The following is a 22837-nucleotide window of genomic DNA, read 5'->3' on the forward strand; positions in this document are numbered from 1 at the left end:
CACGCTGTCATCCATGGCAGCATGATCAACCCGGCCAAGCCGGAGATCAAAGCGGCGAGACCGCGAACCTACACCACGCTGTGGGACACGATCGAGCTGCGATTTACGAGGTCGCAGAATTCGGGAGCCAGACTTGGGCCATCGACACATTGCGACACCACAGTGTCCGCATCGAGTGCCCTCACGGCGTTGTTGATGCGGATGTCGTAATAGTTGGCTGACAATCGGAATCCTGGAGCAAAGCCTGGTTCGAATGTGGCACCAGCAGTGATCGAACGTGATCGCTCGGCGCGCAGATCGGGATTGCCGCCGGTGACGCCGCCGATACTCGACACGCTGGGAACAACCGCAACGAACCCTGTCGGTATGCCGAGCGCCCGACAGTTGCCCGGACGCGAGGATGACCCGCCATTGATGTTTTCTGCCGAGCAGGGATCGCCGTTCGACAAGAAGAACTGCGCTCCTTGAATTGGCGCAAACAGCTCGGCGATATTTGGTGCACGGACGGCGCGCGAAAAAGCCGCACGGAACGTCAGGTCGCGGACGGGACGGTAGAGACCGCCGACACGCCAACTGTCGACCGTGCCAACACCCCCTTGGCTGTATCGGGCGACGCGATATGACCCCTCAAGCGTTAGGGCATCGACGAAACGGACGTTACGGACCAGCGGCGCGACGACTTCGGCAAAGGCTTCACCCACATTAAAGCGACCACCCTGGTCGCCGCCGCTGGCATTGAAGACGAGCCCGGCAGACTCGAGCGGATCGGCGGTGAAATCGCTTATTTCGCGGCGATACTCACCGCCAAGCGCGAACGAAATTGCACCGCCTGGAAGGTTAAAAAAACCACCAGTGTCGCCGCTAAAGAATCCATTTGCGACTTGTTGTTCGAGAACTAATCGACTGGTGGTCGTCTGTCCTATGAAGGTCGAAGCCGCCTCGATCCCCCGCCTTCCGAACAGATTGACAGGCACACAGGCATCGATGTCAGCATTGCCCGTTGCGCGGCCACCTGCATCGAGCCGGCTCCGGCAGACAATCGCGCCGCGAGCGCCCAGAACCCCGGTCGCATCGACGACGGCATCGACAGAGTTCTGGAAGCGCTGGAGATTACGGTTGTTCAGTTTGTCGATAAGAATCCGGCTTCGGCCGTAAGTAAACGACAGATCATAACGGAGATGGTCGGACAGGATGCCACGAACGCCTCCGACCCCGCGTGCGACTTCGCGTCGGGTGCGCTCGCGAGCATCGCCAAGCGCTTCCGCATCAAGGTTTAGTGTGAAACTATCCACTAACCCGATGGATTGTAGGACACTGCGCGCTTGAGCGGTCAGATACGGATTGGCGGTCGATATAGTGAGCGGCCCGGCAGCACCCGATCCGCAAACATCACAATTAAACGCCGGTGCTCCTTGAGATTCCGATTTGATCGAGACGTATTTTCCTTCGCCGTAAATCTCAAAAGCTGGCGATACTTCGAAGCTGGCCAGAGCGAACGCACCATAGCGCCGCAGCTTTGGCAACAGATCGAGGCTTTCGCGAATGTTCGTGCCGTCGCCGCCTTCAGTGAAGAAGCCCGAGCCAACAGGCCCACGACCCAGGTTGGCAGGGTTGAGACTACCGTCCGGGGCAAAGCGCAGAATGCTGTTCGGTTGAATCGTGACGAAATCGAATGCCGGATTGACGACCGTACCCCCGGTTGAGCTGTCGATAATCCGCGTGTCGTTGACCAGTATCTGGTCCGGGACACCGTTTGAACGCGCGTTGCCGTCGCCGGGGTCTGCGGGGTTGGTGAAATACCCGCTGCCAAAGCGGGCGAAAGATCGATCAGCGTTGAACAGTGGCTCGCGATCCTCATAGTCTATAGAGCCAACGATGCGTCCCCGCCCACCGGCGAACACCCGACCAAATGTGAGAGCGGCAAGGCGGTTGGAGGCATCGCCTTTGTCCGAGATGCCCGCCTGCGCACGTGCGCGAACGCCGATAAACTTGTCGTCCAGCACAAAGTTGACGACGCCTGATACCGCGTCCGAGCCATAAATCGCCGAAGCCCCGCCGGTCACCACGTCTACGCGCTTTATGAGATCAAGCGGGATCAGGTTGATGTCGACGGCGGCAGTCCCCGGCTGGCTGGCGACGTGGCGACGGCCGTTTTCGAGGACGAGGGTGCGCGTGGTGCCAAGGCCACGTAAATCGAGGAAGTTGGCACCCGTAACGCCGCCACCACCAAATACCCCAGAATTCTGCTGCGTTTCCGTCTCGCGCAGCGCCGGAAGCTCGCTCAGCTGATCGCCAATGCTCGTTCGGCCGAAGCCGCTGAGTTGCTGCATGTCGACCGTCGTCGTGCTGAGCGAAGTGTCGTCAGCACTGCGATTCACGCGCGATGCTGTAACGACGATGTCCTGATCGGCGACCTGTTCAGCAGTTTGCGCCGCAACAGATGCTGGAAGGGCTGCGACACCGAGTGTCGATGTGAGAAGCAGCAGCGAGCGGATTCGAAACATTGGCGACTAACTGCCTTTGGTCAGAGGTTGCGGGTTTGCGTCCCACGCGCAGCGAAACCCAAAAGTGGCGGTCCAGAAATCGAGGCCCGCGATGCCGCGAAAGGAGACGCGCAGCTGTTCCGGGGGGTAGCCCCAGCCAGCTCCGCGCACGGCCTTTATCTCGCCATTTGGCAGACCACGGGGATCGGTCGCCGGCCCCGTCGGGTAGGGACCATCGACAATCCAATCAGCGGTCCACTCGTAGGCGTTACCTGCCATGTCGTAGAGGCCGTAGCGGTTAGGCGCGAAGCTCGCGACGGGCGCAATGCGCGTATACCCGTCGTTGTAATTCTTGAATGTCGCGAAGGTTGGAAACTCCTTCGCGGTCGCGATGTCAGGGCCGTTGGCATATTTGACGCCGCTTACCTCTGGCGTCGAAGCGCTGCCCCAGATGTGGATTTGACCTTCGCGACCGCCGCGAGCGGCGCGTTCCCATTCAGCTTCAGTCGGTAAGCGTCCCCCTGCCCAATGGCAGTAAGCATTGGCATCGCCCCATGAGACCTGGACGGCGGGCCAGTTGTCGGGCGCAGGCTCGTTAGACGCGAAGGGCGCGCGCCAGCTTAGGCCGTTGATCCAATCCCATTCGTTCAAATCGAAGCGCCAGAAGCGGCCCTGCCCTCGCTTGTCGGCCTCCGTGCGATAGTTCGTTTGGGCGACAAAACGACGGTATTGTCCGACAGTTGTCTCGGTTCGGGCGAGCCAGAACGTGCGAGAAAGCGTGATCTTGCGACGTGGCAACTCGGTAGGCTCACAGCGGCGATCAGCTGGAACGCATCCCATAAGAAATGCGCCGGCAGGTATCCTCGCTGCGGAGGGAGCCGGTTGCAGCGGCGCTAGTGCAACCGACGACAGGATTGAAAGAGCGAAATCAAACATCGGAAATTTATGGCATGATATACCATACCATGGAAGAGGCAATCGCGCCCAATATGCTTAAAAAGAGTGAGAAGGCGGTGAGCGTCAAAACCGGTCGGTCCAGGCACCGATACCCACTGCCCGGTTCTCAGGGACTGGCAGGTGTCAAAGCGTGCTCCACAATTTCGATTCCAAGATCGGGCATGGTTTGCGGCCCTACCGACATAGGTCCGCAAGCGATCAATACTTCCCGGCAACTGAGAGGGTGCCGTTTGGCGGAAGGTTAGGAAGGTCAAGATGTGACCGTCACGCGTGCTACGCTGCAACCGCCAGAAGACGTCGTAACCCGGCTTTCGCCCGTATCTGCGCGCTCCATTACGAAGCGTAGCATAGAGTAGACATGCGTGGTTCCACATTGCTGCGGCATCGCCGACTCTGGCGCAATGCCCCGTCCGTCGCGCGCCCATGGACCCACTGCATCCGAGCAGCTTGAAGCGCTGCTTGGCGAGCTGTGGCCATTCCCCGGTCGTCCGCCCAAGCATGACGTGGCAAGCTGGCAAGTGACCGACGATTGGCCCGAGCAAGTGCCGGTTACCGACGGCGAGATCGCCATCTTTGAAGTATGGTTTGGAGACCTCTTCGACGAGTTGTTCGGCCCCGCCTGACCGTCCGAAGTTCCTGGCCCAACCACATCACAGGCTTGCACCTAGTCCCTCATTGGAGTATATCGAGTCATGTCGAAGCCAGCACCCGTCAGCGTCATCGAGACGCCCGAGTTTCTGGCGGCGACCCGGCGCATGATGACGGACGAGGAGCGTGGCCTGTTAGTGGATTATCTCGCCTACAACCCGGTCGCCGGTGACTTGATCCCCGGCACGGGCGGCGTGCGCAAGCTGCGCTGGGGGCTGGACGGACGCGGCAAGCGTGGCGGCGCGCGGGTGGTCTATTTCTACCACAGCGAGGCGATGCCGCTGTTCGCACTGACCGTCTATGCCAAGAGTGAGCGAGCGGACCTGTCCCAGGCCGACCGCAACGATTTTCGCCGCCTGACTGCGATGCTTGCGGACGCCTATACGAAGGGGAGCAAGCGATGACGAGCAAGATCGCCGACAGTATCCGGCGCGGACTGGAAGAGGCCGTCGCCTTCGCCGAAGGCACGGCTGACGTCAGCCGCTTCGGTGTGCATATCCCGGACGTGATCGACGTGAAGGCAATCCGGGGCAAGCTGGGGATGACGCAGCAGGAGTTCGCCGGACGGTTCGGCTTCTCGATCAAGACACTCCGGCATTGGGAACAGAAACAGCGCGCTCCCGAAGGCCCGGCGCGCGCTTACCTTCTCGTCATAGACCGTGATCCTAACGCGGTGCAGCGCGCATTGAGGAAAGCGGCATGACCGCCGCGCTTCCCAGCACCGTGCCACTGCGCGCCGCCCTCTATCTGCGCGTCTCGACCGCGCGGCAGGCCGAGCATGACGTGTCGATCCCGGATCAGCGCAAACAGGGCGAAGCCTATTGCACCGCTCGCGGCTACCAGCTTGTCGAGACCTTCGTGGACGCGGGCGCATCCGCCACCAACGACCGCCGCCCCGAGTTTCAGCAAATGATCGAGGCCGGGACGGCGAAGCCCGCGCCGTTCGAGGTCGTCGTCGTCCACTCGTTCAGCCGCTTTTTCCGCGATCATTTCGAGCTGGAGTTCTACGTCCGCAAGCTGGCGAAGAACGGCATCCGCCTTGTGTCGATCACCCAGGAAATGGGCGACGACCCGATGCACGTCATGATGCGCCAGATCATGGCGCTGTTCGACGAGTATCAGTCCAAGGAGAACGCCAAGCACGTCCTTCGCGCCTTGAAGGAAAATGCCCGGCAGGGATTCTGGAACGGCTCGCTCCCCCCGATCGGCTACCGTGTCGTCGCCGCAGAGCAGCGCGGGGCGAAGATCAAGAAGAAGCTGGAGATCGACCCGCTGCACGCAGATACCGTGCGGCTGGCGTTCCGGCTCGCGCTGGAGGGCGACGGCACGACCGGCCCGATGGGCGTCAAGACCATCACCAAGCACCTGAACGAACGCAGTATCTTTACCCGCGACGGCGGGCGCTGGGGGATCAGCACGGTCCATCGGATGCTGACGCGCAAAACCTATATCGGTCGCCACGAGTTCAACCGCCGCACCAAGAACGGTGACAACAAGCCGGATGAGGAGGTCATCCCCGTCGCAGTGCCGCCGATTATCGACCAGGTGACGTTCGACGCCGTGCAGGCCCGGATGAAGGCCCGCAACCCCAAGGTGACGCCGCCGCAGGTTGTGGGCGGTCCCACGCTCCTTACCGGATTTATCCATTGCGCCAAGTGCGGCGGGGCCATGACGATCCGCACTGGCAAGAGCGGGCGCTACCGCTACTACACCTGCTCGACCAAGGCCCGGCAGGGTCCGACCGCTTGCACCGGCATGACCGTTCCGATGGAGAAGCTGGACGCGCTGGTTGCCGGTCATCTGGAGGACAGGCTACTGGACCCGGCGCGGCTGGAGGAGGTTCTAGCGACCGTTCTCGACAGACGGCAGGAGCGCACCGAGCGCCGCCATGCCCACATCGCCGAATTAAACAAGCGCGCGACCGAGACCGACCTACGCCTCAAGCGCCTCTACGACGCGATTGAAAGCGGGGTTGCCGATCTCGATGACCCCGACCTCAAGGACCGCATCGCCAGCCTCAAGGCCGTCCGCGACCAGTCCCGTGTCGATGCCGACCGTGCATCGACGATGCTCGAAAGCGCGGGCCAGAAAGCGATCACCGCCCCGATGCTCGCGAAATTCGCACAGACCGCCCGCCAGCGAATGCGCCTGCCCGGCGGCGGCTACCGCCGCGACCATCTTCGCGCGCTGGCACAGCGCGTCGAGGTCAACGACGGCGAGGTTCGCATCATGGGATCGAAGTCCGACCTGTTGCGGACGCTCGCCGCCGCAGCCGGGGCAGGAACGCTGCCGGGCGCAGTGCCCAGCTTTGTTCCGAAGTGGCGGAGAGGGTGGGATTCGAACCCACGGTGAGCTTGCACCCACAACGGTTTTCGAGACCGTCCCGATCGACCACTCTGGCACCTCTCCGCGAGGGCATGGCATGAACATGATGTCTGCCGGCCGAAGCGGGGCGTCTAGCCGATGCGAGGGGGGCTTGCCAAGCCTTGTTGCGGCAGGGATCTTCACGCTGGCGAAAGGCTTACTATATCAAGGGTCATGCAGCGCATTCTCCGCAGGAGACGATCGGGACAAGTCGAATGGACATGATGATCAATCCTTCCGCCTCGCCGACACCGGCGACCTTCACCATCGGTGATGTGGTGCGGCATCGCCTGTTCCCGTTTCGCGGCGTGATCTTCGATGTCGATCCGGTGTTCAACAACACCGAGGAATGGTGGGCGTCGATCCCGGAGGAGGTGCGGCCGCGCAAGGACCAGCCCTTCTACCACCTGCTCGCCGAGAATGACGAAGCGTCCTACGTGGCCTATGTGAGCCAGCAGAACCTGGTGCTCGAGCGCGATGGCGAGCCGGTTCAGCATCCGGCGGTGCCGCAGATGTTCGATGGCTTTGCCGGGGGGCGCTACCGTCTGCGGCCGGAGATCCGCAACTAGGCCGTAGTCGCTGCCAGCTTTGCGCGGCGGCGCTCGGTGAACCAGATGCCGATGATCGAGAGCTCGTAGAGCAGGATCAGGGGGATCGCGAGGGAGAACTGGCTCCACACATCGGGCGGGGTGATGACCGCCGCGATCGCGAAGGCGGCGACGATGGCGTAGCGGCGCCCCTTCTTGAGCTGGTCGCGGGTGATGATGCCGGCGCGCTCGAGGAGCATCAGCAGCACGGGCAGCAGGAAGCTTACCCCGAAAGCCAGGATGAGGCTGGTGACGAGATCGAGATACTCGCCCATCGCCGGCAGTGCTTCCTGGGTGATGCCGTTGGCGGCGCCGTCGGTCTCGAACGACAGGAAGAAGGTGAAAGCGGCCGGCATCACGCCGAAATAGGCAAGGCTGGCGCCGAGGCTGAACAGGATCGGCGTGGCGAGGAGGAAGGGCAGGAACGCCCGCTTCTCGCGCCGGTAAAGCCCGGGCGCCACAAATGCCCACATCTGGTTGGCGATGATGGGGAAGGCGAGGCAGAGGCCGGCAAAGGCCGCCACGCGCACCTTCACGAAAAACGCCTCGTAGAGCTTGGTGTAGATGAGCTTGCCCTGCACATCGGGACCATAGGCATTCACCAGCGGCTGTACGAGGATGCCGAAGACGATGTCGGCGAGTGCAAAGCCCACGCCGAAGCAGATGACGAAGGCAATGACGCAGCGGAGCAGGCGGGTGCGCAGCTCGACCAGATGGTCGAGAAGCGGGGCCTTGCTGGCGTCGATCTCGGTCTCGTCTTCAGCGCTCATCCGGAACGCTTTCGGGGGGCATTTGCTCCGGTGCTGCGTGCGCGGCCGGTGTCGTGCGCGGTGTCCGCTTGCGCTTCGGCTTGGCGAGCATCGCGGGTTGCGGCTCATCGGGGCCGGCGAGCATCGATGGCTCCGGGGTGTCGGCAAGCGGCACGGTCAGATTGTCCAGCGCCGGCTCGGGCAAGGTGGCCGGCGGCGTCTCGGGCGGCATGAGGGCCGCATTGGCATTGCCGGGGTCCATGAACGCGGTGGGGTCCATCGCGGTGGCCTTCATGATCGCTTCGTTCTGCTTGGCCCAGGCCTTCTGCATTTCTTCAAGCTCGGCTTCGCGCACCATCGCATCGAAGCCCGAGCGGACATGGCGTGTCATGGCACGGCCCTTGGCGACCCATTGGCCGACCATGCGCATGGCTTGCGGCAGCCGCTGCGGGCCGATGACCAGCAGCGCCACCACGCCGATGACGAACAGCTCTGACGAATCGATGCCGAACATGTGCGGCCACCCCGGCCGCGGTTAGCGCCGCACGTCTTCGGCGGTGGGGGTGGGCGTCACCGTGCCGGCCTTGGCGTCGGTGAGCTGGGCCGGCGGCGCCTTGGGAGTGGCCGGCGCGCTGTCATCATCGGCGAGGCCCTTCTTGAAGCTGTTGATACCCTTGGCGAAATCACCCATCAAATCGGAAATCCGGCCACGACCGAAGAGCAGGATGACAACGAGGATGAGAACGACCCAGTGAATGAGGCTGAACGAGCCCATGAGCTTGACCTTTGCCGTGAAAGTACAAAACGAGCCCCTGTCTACTCGCTTGCGAACGTGCTGGCCATAGCCGCGAACTGCGGATGGTTGCAGCCGCCCGCGCCGCCGTTACAAGCGCCGGCAGACACTTGCCCGTAACCGAAGGGACGATTTCCATGCGTGAAGCCGCCATTGTCAGCACCGCCCGCACCCCCATCGGCCGGGCCCACAAGGGGGCCTTCAACGATACCGACGCTCCCCAGCTGGCGGCGCATGCCATCAACGCGGCCCTTGTTCGCGCCGGCATCGATCCTGGGCGGGTGGATGATCTGTTCATGGGGGCGGCGGCGCAGTTCGGCACCCAGGGCGCCAATGTCGGGCGCATGTCGATCTTTGCCGCAGGGCTGCCCGATACCATTGCTGCGACCAGCATCGACCGGAAATGCGCTTCGGGGCTTACCGCCATCGCCATGGCGGCGCGCGGCATCATCGCCGGCGACATCGATGTTGCAGTGGCGGCCGGGGTCGAATCGGTGAGCCTCACCCGCAACGCCCATGCGCCGACCTTCCGCAGCCAACCCAAGGTCGTCACCGACCATGTGCCGCATGCTTACATGATGATGATCGAGACCGCCGAGATCGTCGCCGAGCGCTATGGCGTGAGCCGCGAGGCACAGGACGAATTCGCTGCGATCAGCCACCAGCGCGCCGCTGCGGCGCGCGATGCCGGGCGATTCGATGCCGAGATCGTTCCGATCACCGTCACCCGCAACCTGATCGCCAAGGATGGGACCGTGACCGGCACCGAGACGATTGCGCTGGCGGCCGACGAGGGCATCCGTGCCGACACGGCGGCGGCAGGGCTCGCCGGGCTCAAGCCGGTGTGGCGCGATGGCCAGGTGGTGAAGGAAGGGCGCTTCGTCACCGCCGGCAACGCCAGCCAGCTTTCGGACGGCGCTTCGGCGCAGGTGGTGATGGACCGGGCGATGGCCGAGGCCGAAGGGCTGGACGTGCTGGGCATATACCGCGGCTTTCAGGTGGCGGGCTGTGCGCCCGAGGAGATGGGCATCGGCCCGGTGTTCGCCATTCCCAAGCTGCTGGCGCGAGCCGGCCTGAAGGTGAGCGACATCGGATTGTGGGAGATCAACGAAGCTTTTGCCTCGCAGGCGCTCTACTGCCGCGACCATCTGGGGATCGACCCGGCGCTGCTCAACGTGAACGGCGGCGGCATCGCACTCGGCCATCCGTTCGGGATGACCGGCAGCCGCATCGCCGGCCATGCGCTCATCGAGGCGCGGCGTCGCGGGGTGCGCTGGGCGGTGGTGTCGATGTGCGTGGCAGGCGGGATGGGGGCTGCGGGGCTATTCGAAATCCCGGCTTGATCCCCCTGCTCTAATCCTCGCCGAACTTGTCGCGCACCAGCCCGGCGAGCCGATCGACGGCTTCGGCGGCCTGGGGGCCGGAGGCGCTGATCTCGATGGTATCCCCGATGGCGGCGGCGAGCATCATCAGCCCCATGATCGAAGTGCCGGGCACGCTGCTGCCGCCATGGCTCACGCTTACCTGCGCGTCGAAGGTGCTTGCCAGCGTGACGAACTTTGCGCTGGCCCTGGCGTGCAGGCCGCGCTTGTTGACGATTTCGACTTCGACCGGACCGGCCGCGGCTGCATCCGCCATGGCGCCGGTCAGGCCGCCTCGCCGAGCATCTTGGAGGCCACCGCGATATATTTGCGGCCCGCCTCCTGCGCGGCTTCCACCGCCTGCGCCACCGACAGGGTCTTGCGCACGCTGGCGAGCTTGATGAGCATCGGCAGGTTGACGCCGGCGATCACCTCGATGCCCGGCCGCAGCAGCGAGATGGCGAGGTTGGACGGGGTGCCGCCGAACATGTCGGTGAGCATGATGACACCCTGGCCGGTGTCGACGGTCTCGAGCGCCTTGGCGATGTCTGCGCGCCGCGCTTCCATATCGTCTTCGGCAGCGATGCAGATGGCGACCATGCCGGTCTGAGCGCCGACGACATGCTCCGTCGCGGCGATGAACTCATCGGCGAGATGGCCGTGGGTGACGAGGACAAGGCCGATCATTGGCCAGCGCGTTGGACCGGTGCAGGGGGGGCTGTCAAGGATTCGTCAGCACCCGGTGTGGTGAACGGCTCTGCAGCGAGGTCGGCAGCGTCGGCGCCAGCCTGTTTCATGTCGCGATGATCGAGTGTCGTGGCATGGCCCAGCGCCGCCAGCCGGGCCTGCAGGTCCCGCGCCACGGTGACCGAGCGGTGGCGACCGCCGGTGCAGCCGATGGCGATGGTGAGATACGCCTTGCCCTCGCGGCCATAGCCCGGGATCAGCGTGGCGAGCAGATCGGCAATGCGATCGACCGCCGGGGCATAGGCCGGATCGGCTTTCACATGCGTCGCCACGCGGGCATCCTCCCCGGTCAACGGCCGCAGCGCCATGTCCCAGTGCGGGTTGGCGAGGAAGCGCATGTCGAACACCAGATCGGCGTTGCGGGGAAGGCCATGGGCGAAGCCGAAGCTCTGCAGCGTGATCGTCAGCCCCGCACGGTCGGCCTGGCCGAGTTGCTCGGCAATGCGGCGGCGAAGGTCCGACACCGACAGGTCCGACGTGTCGATGACGAGATCGGCCCAGCGCTTGAGCGGCTCGGTAAGGTGCCGTTCGAGGCCGATGGCATCGGCGGCTGGCCGATCGATGGCGAGCGGGTGGCGGCGGCGCGTTTCCGAGAAGCGGCGGACCAGCTCGTCATCGGCGCATTCGAGGTAGAGAAGCCGGATATCGGTGCCGGTGTGCTTGAGCGCCCGCAGCCGCACCACCAGCGCCTCGGCATCGAAGGCGCGGGTGCGGGCATCGATGCCGAAAGCCAGCGGCCGCGGGTCGGTGGATGCGGGGGCCGCAATGAGCGCATCGACGAGTGCGAGCGGCAGATTGTCGACGACTTCATAGCCGAGATCCTCCAGCGCCTTGAGCGCGGTCGACTTGCCGGCGCCCGAAAGCCCGCTCACCGCCAGCAACGGCAGCCGGCTCGACGGTGGTTGCGACTCGGGCTGGCGGGTGGTCGGCATGCGCGCAGCTTCGACGGCAAGGCCATGCCCCTGCAAGGCCCGTTCGACCTTGAGCACCGCCGACGCGGCAAATGGCGCCAGTGCGAGCAGCGGAATCGGGTGGTGCCGGAGGCCGCTGGCTTGCCATGCGCCCGGCTCGGGAAGCCGCTCGGGTGCTGCAGCCAGATCGAGCACCAGCGCGATATCGACGGGGCCAGCGACGGCCTTTGCGGGCAGGATGCCGACACCGCGCACTTCGAGCAGCCCTGCGAGCGGCGGCGGTGCTCCAGCCGTCAACCGGCCGGTTGGCGACGTGGCGAGCACCACCCGGTCATCGGCGACCAGCCGCCAGCCGCGATCGAGCAGCCGCAGCGCCAGATCGGATTTGCCGGCACCCGATGCCCCGAGCAGCAGCACGCAGCGCCGGCCATCGGGGGTGGCGACGGCGGTGGCGTGAACCGTCGCGGGCGCCATCATGCTGCCGGCAGCGACACGATGAACGCTGCACCCTTGCCGCCGGGTGGATCGGTGACTTCGATGCGTCCCCCGTGCGCCACGACGATGCTGGCGACGATCGACAGTCCCAGTCCGGAATGGCGGCCATAATCCTCGGCTTCGGGTCGCTGCGAGTAGAAGCGGGTGAAGACGTCACTGCGGTTTTCGGGCGGCACGCCGGGGCCCTGGTCGGTGACGCTCAGCCGCACCAGCGCGCCATCGGCCTCTGCGGCCAGCTCCACCTTGCCGCCATCGGGGGAGAAGGAGAGCGCATTGTCGATGAGGTTGCGCAAGACCTGCGCCAGCCGCGCCGGCTCTCCCTCCACCATCGCCGGGCCGCTGGCGGGGGCCATGGCGATCGACACGCCGCGCGGCAGCGGTGCCACGCTATAGGCTTCGACGAGCCCGGCGGCGAGGGCGGCGGCATCGATGCTCTCGAACCGCGAGCGGGAGAGTTCGGCGTCGAGCCGGCTGGCGTCGGAAATGTCGGTGATCAGCCGGTCGATCCGTGCGACATCGTCGAGGATCACGTCCATCAGCCGCGCCCGGAGGTCGGGTGCCTCGATCTGGCCGAGCGTGTCCACCGCCGAGCGCAGCGAGGCCAGCGGGTTCTTCAACTCATGCGCCACATCGGCGGCAAAGGCCTCGGTGGCGTCGATCTGGCCGCGCAACGCCGTCGACATGTCGGAAAGTGCGCGGGCCAGCGCGCCGATCTCGTCGCGGCGCTCGGGGAGCCGCGGCACCACGACCTCGCGGGATCGGCCGAGCCGCACGCGGTGGGCGGCGATCGCGAGCATTCGCAGTGGCCGGACGATGGTGCGCGCCAGATAGGCCGACAGGGTGACGGTGACGATGGTGACGATGATGAGCAGCCAGAAACTCGCCAGCCGCTCGGCGCGGACGATTTGCGACAGGTCTTCGGCGCTGTCGGTGAGGTGGATGCTGGCCGCCTTCCCGGGCAGCCTGGCCGCAGCCGCCAGCACCAGGCTGCCATCGGCGGCGCGGCGCAACCGCGTGGCGGGCTCGGCCGGCGAGGCGGCCGCGATCTCCGGCCAACGGTCGCCGCGGTCCGGCAGCGCCTCGGCATAGCCCGTCGGAGGGTGAATGCGCGCCAGCCGCTCGAGCGCACGGTCGATGAACAGCGCAGAGCGGCGACGCCAGCTGCGGTCATCGGGATTGTCGATGACGAAGCGGCTGGTGCCCGGCCGGCGCCAATTGTCTGCCAGCAAGGCGCCATCGGCCGCGTAGAGGCGGAGCCTCGTGCCACGGGCAAAGCCCTGCGATTCGAGAACCTTGACACGCTCGGCCGCCGGCAGGCTGGCAGCGAGGCTGGCGATGGTGGCGGCCTCCTGCGCCAGCTCGGCGGTGCGCTCGTCGAGCAGCCGGGCGCGGACGGTGTCGATGTAGAGGAGCATGATCGCGAAGGCGAGCACGGCGATGATGTTGACCGCGAAGATGCGTGCCCGGAGCGACCCGAACCCAAGCCCGCGCCGCCACTCCTGCACTTCGAGCGGCGGACGCTCCATATCAGTCCTCGTTGAAGCGGTAGCCGACACCGTAGAGCGTCTCGATGCCCTTGAACTGGTGGTCGACGGCGCGGAACTTCTTGCGGAGCCGCTTGATGTGGCTGTCGATGGTGCGATCATCGACATAGACATCATGGCTGTAGGCGGCATCCATCAGCTGCTCGCGCGATTTGACGAAGCCGGGGCGCGCAGCGAGGGTTTCCAGGATCATGAACTCGGTGACGGTGAGCGCCACATCGCCCGAGCGGCCTTCGCCGGCAGTCCAGGTCACGCGGTGGCGGGCCGGGTCCATCGTCAGCCGGCCGCGAATGATCGGCTCGGCCTCGGGCTCGGCTGGCGTCGCTTCCGCCGGCGCCCGGCGGTTGGCGGCGCGGCGCAGCACGGCGCGGATCCGCTCGATGAGCAGGCGCTGGCTGAACGGCTTGCCGATATAATCGTCGGCTCCCATCGCCAGCCCGAGCGCTTCGTCGATCTCGGTGTCCTTGCTGGTCAGGAATATCACTGGCAGCTCGGACTTTTCGCGAAGCCGGCGCAGCACCTCCATCCCGTCCATCCGCGGCATCTTGATGTCGAGGACTGCGAGATCGGGCGGGTTTTCGGTAAGCGCCTTCAATGCGGTGTCGCCGTCCGAATAAAGGCGAACGGTGAAACCTTCGGCCTGCAGGGCGATTGAGACCGAGGTGAGGATGTTGCGATCATCATCGACCAGCGCGATGACGGGGGGGGCTGTGACTTCCGAAGGGGCGGTATCCGACATTGGGCGGTTGTTGCGCGAGTGGTGCGCAATGGCAAGCATGTCGCGGCAGCGCCACTTCGCATCGCATGCGTTTTGACGTGGGAAGATGGGCCGGTTATGCGACGGACAAAATGATGTGCAGCGGGAGTCGGCTTCCGCTGCCTGGCTTGGGAAGGATTGGCACATGGCGGCTGCGGACATGAACGGAACGGTTTCGAGCTTCGGCCTGGCTGCGATGGGCCTGCCCAGCGAAGCGGACCAGCACTGGAATCTCGGCACTGCAGCACTGGTCGAGCTGGCGGTACAGCGCGGCGAGGGGATGCTGAGCAAGCATGGCGCGCTGGTGGTGCAGACCGGCAAGCACACCGGTCGCAGCGCGCTGGACAAGTTCATCGTTCGCGATGCGGTGACCGAAGACGCGGTGTGGTGGGGCAAGACCAACAAGTCGATGTCGCCCGAGCAATTTGCCAATCTGAAGGCCGATTTTGCCGCCGCCCTGGCCGAGAAGCCGACCTTGTTCGTGCAGGATCTGTTCGGCGGCTCGCAGCCCGAATATCGCGTGAAGGTGCGGGTGATCACCGAGTTCGCCTGGCACAGCCTGTTCATCCGCACGCTGCTGGTGCGGCCGGAAGCTGCCGCGCTTGCCGATTTCCTGCCCGAATACACGATCATCGACCTGCCGAGCTTCAAGGCCTCGCCCGAGCGGCATGGATCGCGCGGCGAGACGATCGTGGGCGTCGATTTCGAGGGCAAGACGATCCTGATCGGCGGCACTGCCTATGCCGGCGAGATGAAGAAGAGCGTGTTCTCGATCCTCAACTATCTGCTGCCGCTTTCGGGCGTGATGCCGATGCACTGCTCGGCCAATATCGGGCCGGATGGCGACACCGCGGTGTTCTTTGGGCTTTCGGGCACCGGCAAGACGACGCTCTCGGCCGATGCCAGCCGCACGCTGATCGGCGATGACGAGCATGGCTGGTCCGACACCGCGGTCTTCAACTTCGAGGGGGGCTGCTATGCCAAGGTGATCCGGCTTTCGGCCGAAGCCGAGCCGGAGATCTTTGCGACCACCCAGCGCTTCGGCACCGTGCTCGAGAATGTGGTGGTCGACCCGGTCAGCCGCGAGATCGATCTTGACGACAACAGCCTGGCCGAGAACAGCCGCGGCTCCTACCCCATCGACTTCATTCCCAATGCAAGTGCGGACAATCTGGGCCCGGTGCCGCGCAACATCATCATGCTGACCGCCGATGCCTTTGGCGTGCTGCCGCCGATTTCGAAGCTGACGCCGGACCAGGCGATGTACCATTTCCTCTCGGGCTACACCGCCCGGGTGGCGGGGACCGAGATCGGCGTGACCGAGCCCGAAGCCACGTTCAGCACCTGCTTCGGCGCTCCCTTCATGCCGCGCCACCCGAGCGTGTACGGCAATCTCCTCAAGGAGCGGATTGCGCGGGGCAAGGCCGATGTGTGGCTCGTCAACACCGGCTGGACCGGCGGCAGCGCCACCGCCGGCGGCAGCCGCATGCCGATCAAGGTGACACGGGCCCTGCTCAACGCAGCGCTTGATGGCAGCCTCAACAATGCCGAGTTTCGCACCGACGAGAACTTCGGCTTTGCGGTGCCGGTGGACGTGCCGGGCGTCGATTCGAAATTGCTCGACCCGCGGTCGACCTGGGCGGATGGCGAGGCCTATGACGTGGCGGCGAAGGGGCTGGTGGGGATGTTCATCGCCAATTTCGCGCAGTTTGCGGACCATGTGGATGCCGGGGTGATGGAAAGCGCGCCCAAGGCAGCGTAGGCGCGGCGGGGGAATAGCGGCGCTATTCCCCGACTCGCGCCAAGCCGGCCGACGGGGCGGCGGGCCCTCCGCCCGCCGAACCCGTTCGAGGCAAGCGACGTGCAGGACAGCCCCTTGCTTGCGTGCGCTGCCCCAGCCTGGCACCAGGTCGGCCATGGGGCGGGCCTATTTCGATGCATCTGCGGAAGCGTTCGCTGCGGCGGACCCGATGGCCATCTTCGGCGCGCTCGCCGCTGCGCTCAATTTTCCGGTCGAGGCCGAGCAGAAAAGCGCCTGGCACTTCGAAATCGCCCATCTGCAGGCGATCGCGCGGGCGATGCCGGGGGCGCAAATCTATCTCGAATTCGCGATCCCGCGAATGGGCCGGCGCGCCGATGCGGTGATCGTGGCGGGCGGGCTGATCTTCGTGCTCGAATACAAGGTCGGCGAGCGCGACTTCCCGCGCCATGCCGTGGAGCAGGTGCATGGCTATGCGCTGGATCTCAAGAATTTCCATTTGACCAGCCATGACAAGGCGATCGTGCCGATCCTGATCGCGACCGAAGCGCCGGCGCAGCAGCTCGACTTCGGCTTTTGGGCGCCGGACCGGGTGCATAGCCCGGTCAACCTCGCCGCCGACGATGTGCTGCCGACGATGCTCCGGATGCTCGCGGCGGGCAATGCGGCTGCGATCGATGCGGAGCCCTGGGCCGCGGGCAGCTACCGGCCGACGCCGAGCATCATCGAGGCCGCCGAGGCGCTGTACCGCGGCCATGATGTGGCGGAGATCTCGCGCTCGGAGGCGGGGGCGGAGAATTTGACGCTGACCGCGGCGGCGATCGAGGCGGTCGTGGCCGACATGAAAGCGCGCGGCGGCAAGGCGATCTGCTTCGTGACCGGGGTGCCGGGAGCGGGCAAGACGCTGGCGGGGCTCGATATCGCTTGTGGCCGGCTGGCGCGCGAGATCGGCGAGGATGCGACCTTCCTCTCGGGCAACGGGCCGCTTGTGGACGTATTGCGCGAGGCGTTGAAGCGCGATGTGCGGGCGCGCAAGGGGCGGCAGCGGCCGGGTGATGCGCGGCACCTGGCGGAACGATCGCCCGACAAGTTCGTGCAGAATGTCCATCATTTCCGCGACGAATATTTGTCGCCCGACGAAGTGCCCTCCGAGCATGTCGTGGTGTTCGACGAGGCGCAGCGCGCCTGGAACGCGGCGATGACCGCCGACTTCATGCGCAAGAAGCGCGGGCAGGTCGGGTTCAGCCAATCCGAGCCGGCGTTCCTGCTGTCGGTGATGGACCGGCGGCCGGACTGGTGCGTGGTGGTGTGCCTGATCGGCGAGGGGCAGGAAATCAACCGCGGCGAAGCCGGCATTGCCGAATGGGTGCGCGCGCTGCAGGCCGAGCTGCCGCACTGGCAGGTGCACCTGCCGCCGCACCTGCTGGCCGAAGGTTCGGGACTCGATGCAGGGCTGCGCTGGCATCTGCAGCACCGGGTGGCGGCGCCCGACCCGGCGCTGCACCTGGCGGTGAGCGTGCGGTCGTTTCGCGCCGAGATCGTGTCGGACTATGTGGCGGCACTGCTGGGGCCGAACGCGGAGCAAGCAGCTGCGATCCGGCCGCCTGTGGCAAGCTTCCCCATACTGCGCACTCGCGACCTGTCGGCAGCACGCGCCTGGTTGCGGCGGAAGCGGCGGGCGGGGGAGCGCGCGGGGATGCTCGCCTCTTCGAATGCGCTCCGCCTCAAGCCCGAGGGGCTGTACGTCAAGGCCGACATCGATGTGTGCAACTGGTTTCTGAATGCCACCGAGGATGTGCGCTCCTCGAACAGCCTCGAGGATGTGGCGACCGAGTTTGCCGTGCAGGGGCTGGAGCTCGACTGGACGTGTGTGGCCTGGGATCTCAACCTGCGACGCGGGCCGCAATGGGAGGCGCGCGAGTTCAGGGGCACGCGCTGGAACGCCATTCGCGGCGAGACCGATGTGCTGGGCCGCGCCGACTATGTCCGCAACGCCTATCGGGTGCTGCTGACGCGGGCGCGGCAGGGGATGGTGATCTTCGTGCCGCGCGGTGATGCGCATGACGCGACACGCCCCCCGACGGAGTATGACGCCATCGACGCCTGGCTGGCGGACTGCGGAATTCCGGCCCTCTGAGGCGACCATCTGTCCGTTGCGCCGGATGAGCGCAAGCGCGACACCGCTCGCATGACGACCGTGATTCCCGTGCTGGGTGACCAGCTTTCGCTCGATCTGGCGAGCTTGCACGCCGTGCCACAGGCCGAGGCCGTGGTGCTGATGATGGAAGTGGCGGACGAAGCGACGTCGGTGCGGCACCACCAGCAGAAGATCGCCTTTCTGTTCAGTGCCATGCGCCACCATGCCGAGGCGCTGCGGGCGGCCGGGTGGCGGGTGGATTATGTGACGCTCGATGATCCGGACAACAGCCAGTCGTTTGCCGGCGAGATTGCACGCGCGGTGGTGCGGCATGCGGCGGCGCGGGTGGTGACGGTGGAAGCGGGCGAGTGGCGGGTGATCGATGCCCAGCCGGACTGGGGGGGCGGCGTGCCGTGCGAGGTGCTGGCCGATGACCGGTTTCTCGTCGGGCGGGCGCGGTTCGCGCGCTGGGCGGAGGGGCGCAAGCGGCTGCTGATGGAGGATTTCTACCGGTTGATGCGGGTGCGCACCGGGCTGCTGATGGAGGGGGATGCCCCCGCCGGCGGGCAGTGGAATTTCGACGCCGAGAATCGCAAGCCGCCGGCGAAGGGGATGACTTACCCCCCGATGCCGCACTTTACGCCGGATGCGACGACCGAGGCAGTGCTCGACCTGGTCGCGGCGCATTTCGGCGAGCATTTCGGTGATCTGCGGCCGTTTGCGCGGGCGGTGACGCGCGAACAGGCGCTGGAATGTCTTGCGGATTTCGTTTCCGTGCGGCTGCCGCGCTTCGGGGATTTCCAGGATGCGATGGTGGCGGGCGAGGACGGGATGTTCCATTCGCAGCTTTCCGCCCTCATCAACTGCGGGCTGCTGGGGCCGATGGAAGTGTGCAGGGCGGCGGAGGATGCCTGGAAGGAAGGGGCCGCTCCGCTCAATGCCGTGGAAGGGTTTATCCGGCAGATCATCGGCTGGCGCGAATATGTGCGCGGCATCCACTGGATCGCCGGGCGGGATTACAATGCGCGCAACCATCTGGGGGCGACGCGGCCGCTGCCGGAATTCTACTGGACGGGCGAGACCGACATGCGGTGCATGGCCGAGGCGGTGCGCGCCACCAAGCAGCATGCGCATGCCCACCATATCCAGCGGCTGATGGTGCTCGCCAATTTCGCGCTGCTGGCGGGCATCGACCCGGGCCAGGTGAGCGAGTGGTTTCTGATCGTCTATGATGATGCCTATGAATGGGTGGAGACACCCAATGTGATCGGCATGGGGCTGTTTGCCGATGGCGGGATGATGGCGTCCAAACCCTATGCGGCGGGCGGCGCCTATATCAACCGGATGAGCGACTATTGCCGGGGGTGCAAGTTCGACGTGAAGAAGCGGACGGGCGAAGGGGCGTGCCCGTTCAACAGCCTTTACTGGGATTTTCTGGCGCGCAACCGGGCGCTGCTGGGCAGGAACCATCGGCTGCTGCGCATGTATGACGGGTGGGACCGGTTCGACGAGGCCGAGCAGGGGCGGATCAAGGCGCAGGCGGCCGTGTTTCTGGGGGCGTTGGCATAGGCTTCAGCCGTGCCAGCACCAGCGCACCGGCAATGAGCAGCGCGCCGGCGAGATCGAGCGGGCCCGGCACTTCGCCGTAGCGAAGCGCCCCCAACGTCGCGCTGATGATCGGCTGGATGAGCAGCGACAGCCCGACGACGAGCGGGCGGAGATGGCTGATGGCATAGACGATCAACCCCTGGCCGAAGACCTGGCTGCCGAGCGCCAGCGCTACAACGGGTGTCCAATGGCCGACGGCCAGCCCGCCTTCGAAAACGAGCGCCGCGGGCAGCAGCATGATCGCAGCGAGTGCGGAGACGATGGCGAGCAGCGGCAGGGCGGCAAGGCTGAAGCGCAGCCGGTCCACGCTGATCAGATAGCCGGTGTAGAAGACCGCCGCGAGCAGGCAGAGCAGGTCCCCGCGCAGATTGGCGCTGGAAAGCTCGGCGCTGCGGCCGAGCAGCAGCGCCATGCCGATGGCGGCAAGGACGAGGGCTGCAGCGCCGGGGCGGCCGAGCCGCTGCCCCAGCATCACCACCCCCCAGAGCGGCAGCAGGAAGGTGGCGCCATTGGCGAGCAGCGTGGCGTTGCCGAGCGTGGTGCCCATGATGCCGAGGTGCCAGGCGGCAAGATCGGCGGCGAAAAAGGCGGCGGCAAGGGCGGCGAGGCCGAAGCTGGCGGCGGTGAGGCGGATGGGGCCGCCGGTGAGGCGCGCCAGCACGAACAGCGGCACCACGGCGAGCGCCAGCCGCCAGAAGGCCGAGGTGATGGGCGGGGTTTCCGCCAGCCGCACCAGCCAGGGGCCGAAAGCGAGGGCGGCGCTGCCGACGAGCATTGCCGGCAGGGCAAGGCGCGGGGCGGGCAGCACGAGACGGGCAGCGGCGGTGGACACGAGAGCGCGCCTAGGGCTAAGCCCGGCCCACATCAATAGACCGAAAGCTCCGACCATGCGCACCAGCCTCGCCCTTGCCCTCATGCTGCTGGCGCCAGGTGCCGCACTGGCGCAGCCCGCCCCTGCTGCCGCGACTGCCGAAAGCGTCGATGCCCAGCTTGCCGCCTTCTTCGAGGCATTCGATGCCGCCCAGCTCAAGCGCTCGCCCGAGGGTCAGAGCTACCGCGGCATCCGCACCGATTATGGCAAATGGAGCGACCAGTCCGACCGGGCCGCACAGGTGGAGCACGCCGCCAATGGCCGGGCACTGGTGGAGCTGCGCAGCCGCTTCGGCGACGCGAAGCTCAGCCCCGAGTCGCAGCTCTCCTACCGGTTGTTCGAGAAGCAGATGGAGCGGCGGATCAAGGCCTTCCCGTTCCGCCACTATAACTATGTGTTCGACCAGAACAGCGGCGCGCAAAGCCGCTACACGGCGTTTCTCATCAACATCCACCGGGTGGGCAGCAAGGCCGATGCCGAAGCCTATGTGAGCCGGCTGGAAGGGCTGGGCACCGCCATCGACCAGAACATCGCCGAAAGCGAGCGCCGCGAGACGCTGGGCGTGCTGCCACCGAAATGGGTGTTCCCGTTCGTGATCGGCGACGCCCGCAATGTGATCAGCGGCGCGCCGTTTGAGGGTGCGGGCGTGTCCCCGCTTCAGGCGGATTTCGCCGCCAAGCTGGCGGCGCTCAAGCTGCCGGAGGCCGAGGCGCAGGCGCTGCAGGCGCGCGCCGATGCGGCACTGACGTCGGTGGTCGGCCCGGCGTTCACCCGCTTCATCGCCGCCGCCGAGCGCCAGCAGGGCAAGGCCGGCAACGTCGATGGCGTGTGGCGCTTCAAGGACGGCGCGCAATATTACCAGACCGCGCTCGATGGCTACACCACCACCGCGATGACCGCCGACCAGATCCACGATCTCGGGCTCGCGCAGGTCAAGCGCATCCATGGCGAGATGGCCGCCGTGCAAGCGCAGCTCGGCTTCAAGGGCAGCTTCGCCGAGTTCCTGGTGCACATGCGCGACAACAAGGCGTTCGTGCTGCCCGATGGCGACGCCGGCAAGGCCGAGTGGCTCGGCCGCGCCAATGGCTTCCTCGCCGACATCGGCCCGAAACTACCGCAATATTTCAAGCGGCTGCCGGTCGCACCGGTGGTGGTGAAGGCAGTCGAACCGTTCCGCGAGAAGTCGGCGGGCAAGGCCTTCTACCAGTCGCCGGCGGCGGATGGGTCACGGCCCGGCACGGTCTATGTCAATCTGTACCGGATGATCGACATGCCGACGATCGAGATCGAGGCGCTCACCTACCATGAGGGGATGCCGGGGCATCATCTCGAGCGCGCCAACTCGACCGAACTCAAGAACCTGCCGCCGTTCCGCCGCTTCGGCGGCTTTACCGCCTACACCGAGGGCTGGGGCCTCTATACCGAGCGGCTGGCGAAGGACATGGGGCAGTATCGCGAGCCGAACAGCGATTTCGGCCGGCTGCAGCTCGAATTGCATCGCGCCATCCGCCTCGTCGTCGATACCGGCATCCACCACAAGCGCTGGTCCAAGGACGAGGCGGCGGCCTACACCCGCGCCAACAGCGCCGATCCGCTGGGCGGCATCGACAAGGCGATGGAGCGCTATGCCGTCAGCCCCGGCCAGGCGACCGCGTACATGATCGGGCGGTTGAAGATTCTCGACCTGCGCGCCCGCGCCGAAAAGGCGCTGGGTACGAAGTTCGATATCCGCGAGTTCCATGACGTGATCCTGAAGACGGGCGCGGTGCCGCTCGATATCCTCGAGGAGAATGTCGATGCCTGGGTCGCCGGCGTCGGGCAGGGTCGGGTTGCCGATTGAGCGGCCGATTGAAGGGCAGCGTTTCTGTCGGAATTTTACAATAGCGGAGAATTTGTTGCTGCTATCTCCCCTTTGCGACCCGAGGGGAGCTGGTTTTCGGCAACTTAGCCGGTCTCCCGCATCTCCTGACTTTTCGGCCCGGTACAGCGCCCTTTCCAAAGGCAACTGTCCCGGGCCGATTTTTTTGCGGGGCGCTGCGACCGGCGCGACAAGCAATCCGTAAAGC

Annotated in this window: 21 protein-coding genes, 1 tRNA gene and 1 pseudogene; 10 read left to right on the forward strand and 13 right to left on the reverse strand. The window is 65.7% G+C overall.

The features are described from left to right. Positions 1–68 precede the first annotated feature (68 nt). Positions 69–2504 (reverse strand): TonB-dependent receptor domain-containing protein, encoded by a 2436-nt coding sequence (locus FHS79_RS06175; protein ID WP_184197011.1) that lies wholly within the window; start codon positions 2502–2504, stop codon positions 69–71. 6 nt (positions 2505–2510) lie between these two features. Next, positions 2511–3419 (reverse strand): formylglycine-generating enzyme family protein, encoded by a 909-nt coding sequence (locus FHS79_RS06180; RefSeq protein ID WP_184197014.1) that lies wholly within the window; start codon positions 3417–3419, stop codon positions 2511–2513. Positions 3420–3841: 422 nt separating this feature from the next. On the opposite strand from FHS79_RS06180, the gene FHS79_RS06185 reads away from it, so the two are divergent. The 4 genes from FHS79_RS06185 (at position 3842) to FHS79_RS06200 (ending at position 6440) form a co-directional block, all read left to right on the forward strand. After that, complete coding sequence (locus FHS79_RS06185) at positions 3842–4063, forward strand: hypothetical protein (RefSeq protein WP_184197017.1); 222 nt, start codon at positions 3842–3844, stop codon at positions 4061–4063. A gap of 69 nt (positions 4064–4132) precedes the next feature. After that, a complete protein-coding gene (locus tag FHS79_RS06190; RefSeq protein ID WP_243452711.1) occupies positions 4133–4492 on the forward strand; it encodes a type II toxin-antitoxin system RelE/ParE family toxin in 360 nt (119 codons plus the stop codon). Then, complete coding sequence (gene nadS, locus FHS79_RS06195) at positions 4489–4791, forward strand: NadS family protein (RefSeq protein WP_184197020.1); 303 nt, start codon at positions 4489–4491, stop codon at positions 4789–4791. The genes FHS79_RS06190 and nadS overlap by 4 nt, the downstream gene beginning before the upstream one ends. Then, on the forward strand, positions 4788–6440 hold the full coding sequence (locus tag FHS79_RS06200; RefSeq protein WP_184197023.1) for a recombinase family protein: 1653 nt from the start codon (positions 4788–4790) through the stop codon (positions 6438–6440). Before nadS ends, FHS79_RS06200 begins: the two co-directional genes overlap by 4 nt. Here FHS79_RS06200 and FHS79_RS06205 read toward each other — a convergent pair. Further along, positions 6408–6497, reverse strand: a tRNA-Ser gene (locus FHS79_RS06205). The genes FHS79_RS06200 and FHS79_RS06205 overlap by 33 nt on opposite strands. A 170-nt stretch (positions 6498–6667) precedes the next feature. Here FHS79_RS06205 and hspQ point away from each other — a divergent pair. Further along, on the forward strand, positions 6668–7021 hold the full coding sequence (gene hspQ, locus FHS79_RS06210) for a heat shock protein HspQ (RefSeq protein WP_207792243.1): 354 nt from the start codon (positions 6668–6670) through the stop codon (positions 7019–7021). Here the strand turns inward: hspQ and tatC are convergent. From tatC to FHS79_RS06225, 3 genes are read right to left on the reverse strand one after another with little or no spacing between them, the layout of a single operon-like run. Further along, complete coding sequence (gene tatC, locus FHS79_RS06215; protein WP_184197026.1) at positions 7018–7809, reverse strand: twin-arginine translocase subunit TatC; 792 nt, start codon at positions 7807–7809, stop codon at positions 7018–7020. The genes hspQ and tatC overlap by 4 nt on opposite strands. After that, positions 7799–8302 (reverse strand): Sec-independent protein translocase protein TatB, encoded by a 504-nt coding sequence (tatB, locus tag FHS79_RS06220; protein ID WP_184197029.1) that lies wholly within the window; start codon positions 8300–8302, stop codon positions 7799–7801. The genes tatC and tatB overlap by 11 nt, the downstream gene beginning before the upstream one ends. Before the next feature lie 21 nt (positions 8303–8323). Beyond that, a complete protein-coding gene (locus tag FHS79_RS06225) occupies positions 8324–8563 on the reverse strand; it encodes a twin-arginine translocase TatA/TatE family subunit (RefSeq protein ID WP_184197032.1) in 240 nt (79 codons plus the stop codon). Between the two features lie 155 nt (positions 8564–8718). Between FHS79_RS06225 and FHS79_RS06230 the strand changes: the two genes are divergently transcribed. Next, positions 8719–9924, forward strand: coding sequence for a thiolase family protein (locus tag FHS79_RS06230; protein WP_184197035.1), 1206 nt, complete (start codon positions 8719–8721; stop codon positions 9922–9924). 10 nt (positions 9925–9934) lie between these two features. Here FHS79_RS06230 and FHS79_RS06235 read toward each other — a convergent pair whose 3' ends face one another. The 6 genes and pseudogenes from FHS79_RS06235 to FHS79_RS06255 all read right to left on the reverse strand — a co-directional run bounded on the left by FHS79_RS06235 (position 9935) and on the right by FHS79_RS06255 (position 14378). Continuing rightward, positions 9935–10219: an HPr family phosphocarrier protein gene (locus FHS79_RS06235; protein ID WP_184197038.1), complete on the reverse strand. Its 285-nt coding sequence runs from the start codon at positions 10217–10219 to the stop codon at positions 9935–9937. Between the two features lie 8 nt (positions 10220–10227). Further along, positions 10228–10629: a PTS sugar transporter subunit IIA gene (locus FHS79_RS06240; protein WP_184197041.1), complete on the reverse strand. Its 402-nt coding sequence runs from the start codon at positions 10627–10629 to the stop codon at positions 10228–10230. Then, positions 10626–11621 carry an RNase adapter RapZ gene (rapZ, locus tag FHS79_RS06245; protein WP_207792249.1) on the reverse strand — a complete coding sequence of 332 codons (996 nt, stop codon included), beginning with the start codon at positions 11619–11621 and terminating at the stop codon, positions 10626–10628. The genes FHS79_RS06240 and rapZ overlap by 4 nt, the downstream gene beginning before the upstream one ends. A 204-nt stretch (positions 11622–11825) precedes the next feature. Further along, a pseudogene (locus FHS79_RS19415) lies at positions 11826–12077 on the reverse strand (HPr kinase/phosphorylase); the annotation flags it as partial. Beyond that, positions 12074–13621 (reverse strand): sensor histidine kinase, encoded by a 1548-nt coding sequence (locus FHS79_RS06250; protein WP_184197048.1) that lies wholly within the window; start codon positions 13619–13621, stop codon positions 12074–12076. The pseudogene FHS79_RS19415 and the gene FHS79_RS06250, both read right to left, overlap by 4 nt. A 1-nt stretch (position 13622) precedes the next feature. Further along, a complete protein-coding gene (locus FHS79_RS06255; protein ID WP_184197051.1) occupies positions 13623–14378 on the reverse strand; it encodes a response regulator transcription factor in 756 nt (251 codons plus the stop codon). 178 nt (positions 14379–14556) lie between these two features. Between FHS79_RS06255 and FHS79_RS06260 the strand changes: the two genes are divergently transcribed. The 3 genes from FHS79_RS06260 to FHS79_RS06270 all read left to right on the forward strand — a co-directional run bounded on the left by FHS79_RS06260 (position 14557) and on the right by FHS79_RS06270 (position 19861). Continuing rightward, the gene (locus tag FHS79_RS06260) at positions 14557–16158 is read left to right on the forward strand and encodes a phosphoenolpyruvate carboxykinase (RefSeq protein ID WP_184197389.1); all 1602 of its coding nucleotides are present in this window, start codon (positions 14557–14559) and stop codon (positions 16156–16158) included. Positions 16159–16312: 154 nt separating this feature from the next. Beyond that, positions 16313–18292 (forward strand): DUF2075 domain-containing protein, encoded by a 1980-nt coding sequence (locus tag FHS79_RS06265; RefSeq protein ID WP_243452712.1) that lies wholly within the window; start codon positions 16313–16315, stop codon positions 18290–18292. Between the two features lie 51 nt (positions 18293–18343). After that, a complete protein-coding gene (locus FHS79_RS06270) occupies positions 18344–19861 on the forward strand; it encodes a cryptochrome/photolyase family protein (protein ID WP_184197054.1) in 1518 nt (505 codons plus the stop codon). Here the strand turns inward: FHS79_RS06270 and FHS79_RS19295 are convergent. Further along, on the reverse strand, positions 19821–20732 hold the full coding sequence (locus tag FHS79_RS19295; RefSeq protein ID WP_184197057.1) for a DMT family transporter: 912 nt from the start codon (positions 20730–20732) through the stop codon (positions 19821–19823). The two genes, FHS79_RS06270 and FHS79_RS19295, sit on opposite strands and share 41 nt — an antisense overlap. Before the next feature lie 55 nt (positions 20733–20787). Here FHS79_RS19295 and FHS79_RS06280 point away from each other — a divergent pair, with 55 nt between their 5' ends. Continuing rightward, on the forward strand, positions 20788–22611 hold the full coding sequence (locus FHS79_RS06280; protein WP_184197060.1) for a DUF885 domain-containing protein: 1824 nt from the start codon (positions 20788–20790) through the stop codon (positions 22609–22611). Positions 22612–22837: the final 226 nt, after the last annotated feature.

The organism is Polymorphobacter multimanifer (assembly GCF_014205635.1).
Taxonomy (GTDB): Bacteria; Pseudomonadota; Alphaproteobacteria; order Sphingomonadales; family Sphingomonadaceae; genus Sandarakinorhabdus; species Sandarakinorhabdus multimanifer.

Bases quoted from the DNA above. Each gene is read 5' to 3' on its own strand.
- FHS79_RS06175 (WP_184197011.1), bottom strand. From the start codon at position 2,504: ATGTTTCGAATCCGCTCGCTGCTGCTTCTCACATCGACACTCGGTGTC.
- FHS79_RS06180 (WP_184197014.1), bottom strand. From the start codon at position 3,419: ATGTTTGATTTCGCTCTTTCAATCCTGTCGTCGGTTGCACTAGCGCCG.
- FHS79_RS06185 (WP_184197017.1), top strand. From the start codon at position 3,842: ATGCCCCGTCCGTCGCGCGCCCATGGACCCACTGCATCCGAGCAGCTT.
- FHS79_RS06190 (WP_243452711.1), top strand. From the start codon at position 4,133: ATGTCGAAGCCAGCACCCGTCAGCGTCATCGAGACGCCCGAGTTTCTG.
- nadS (WP_184197020.1), top strand. From the start codon at position 4,489: ATGACGAGCAAGATCGCCGACAGTATCCGGCGCGGACTGGAAGAGGCC.
- FHS79_RS06200 (WP_184197023.1), top strand. From the start codon at position 4,788: ATGACCGCCGCGCTTCCCAGCACCGTGCCACTGCGCGCCGCCCTCTAT.
- hspQ (WP_207792243.1), top strand. From the start codon at position 6,668: ATGGACATGATGATCAATCCTTCCGCCTCGCCGACACCGGCGACCTTC.
- tatC (WP_184197026.1), bottom strand. From the start codon at position 7,809: ATGAGCGCTGAAGACGAGACCGAGATCGACGCCAGCAAGGCCCCGCTT.
- tatB (WP_184197029.1), bottom strand. From the start codon at position 8,302: ATGTTCGGCATCGATTCGTCAGAGCTGTTCGTCATCGGCGTGGTGGCG.
- FHS79_RS06225 (WP_184197032.1), bottom strand. From the start codon at position 8,563: ATGGGCTCGTTCAGCCTCATTCACTGGGTCGTTCTCATCCTCGTTGTC.
- FHS79_RS06230 (WP_184197035.1), top strand. From the start codon at position 8,719: ATGCGTGAAGCCGCCATTGTCAGCACCGCCCGCACCCCCATCGGCCGG.
- FHS79_RS06235 (WP_184197038.1), bottom strand. From the start codon at position 10,219: ATGGCGGATGCAGCCGCGGCCGGTCCGGTCGAAGTCGAAATCGTCAAC.
- FHS79_RS06240 (WP_184197041.1), bottom strand. From the start codon at position 10,629: ATGATCGGCCTTGTCCTCGTCACCCACGGCCATCTCGCCGATGAGTTC.
- rapZ (WP_207792249.1), bottom strand. From the start codon at position 11,621: ATGCCGACCACCCGCCAGCCCGAGTCGCAACCACCGTCGAGCCGGCTG.
- FHS79_RS06250 (WP_184197048.1), bottom strand. From the start codon at position 13,621: ATGGAGCGTCCGCCGCTCGAAGTGCAGGAGTGGCGGCGCGGGCTTGGG.
- FHS79_RS06255 (WP_184197051.1), bottom strand. From the start codon at position 14,378: ATGTCGGATACCGCCCCTTCGGAAGTCACAGCCCCCCCCGTCATCGCG.
- FHS79_RS06260 (WP_184197389.1), top strand. From the start codon at position 14,557: ATGAACGGAACGGTTTCGAGCTTCGGCCTGGCTGCGATGGGCCTGCCC.
- FHS79_RS06265 (WP_243452712.1), top strand. From the start codon at position 16,313: ATGGGGCGGGCCTATTTCGATGCATCTGCGGAAGCGTTCGCTGCGGCG.
- FHS79_RS06270 (WP_184197054.1), top strand. From the start codon at position 18,344: ATGACGACCGTGATTCCCGTGCTGGGTGACCAGCTTTCGCTCGATCTG.
- FHS79_RS06280 (WP_184197060.1), top strand. From the start codon at position 20,788: ATGCGCACCAGCCTCGCCCTTGCCCTCATGCTGCTGGCGCCAGGTGCC.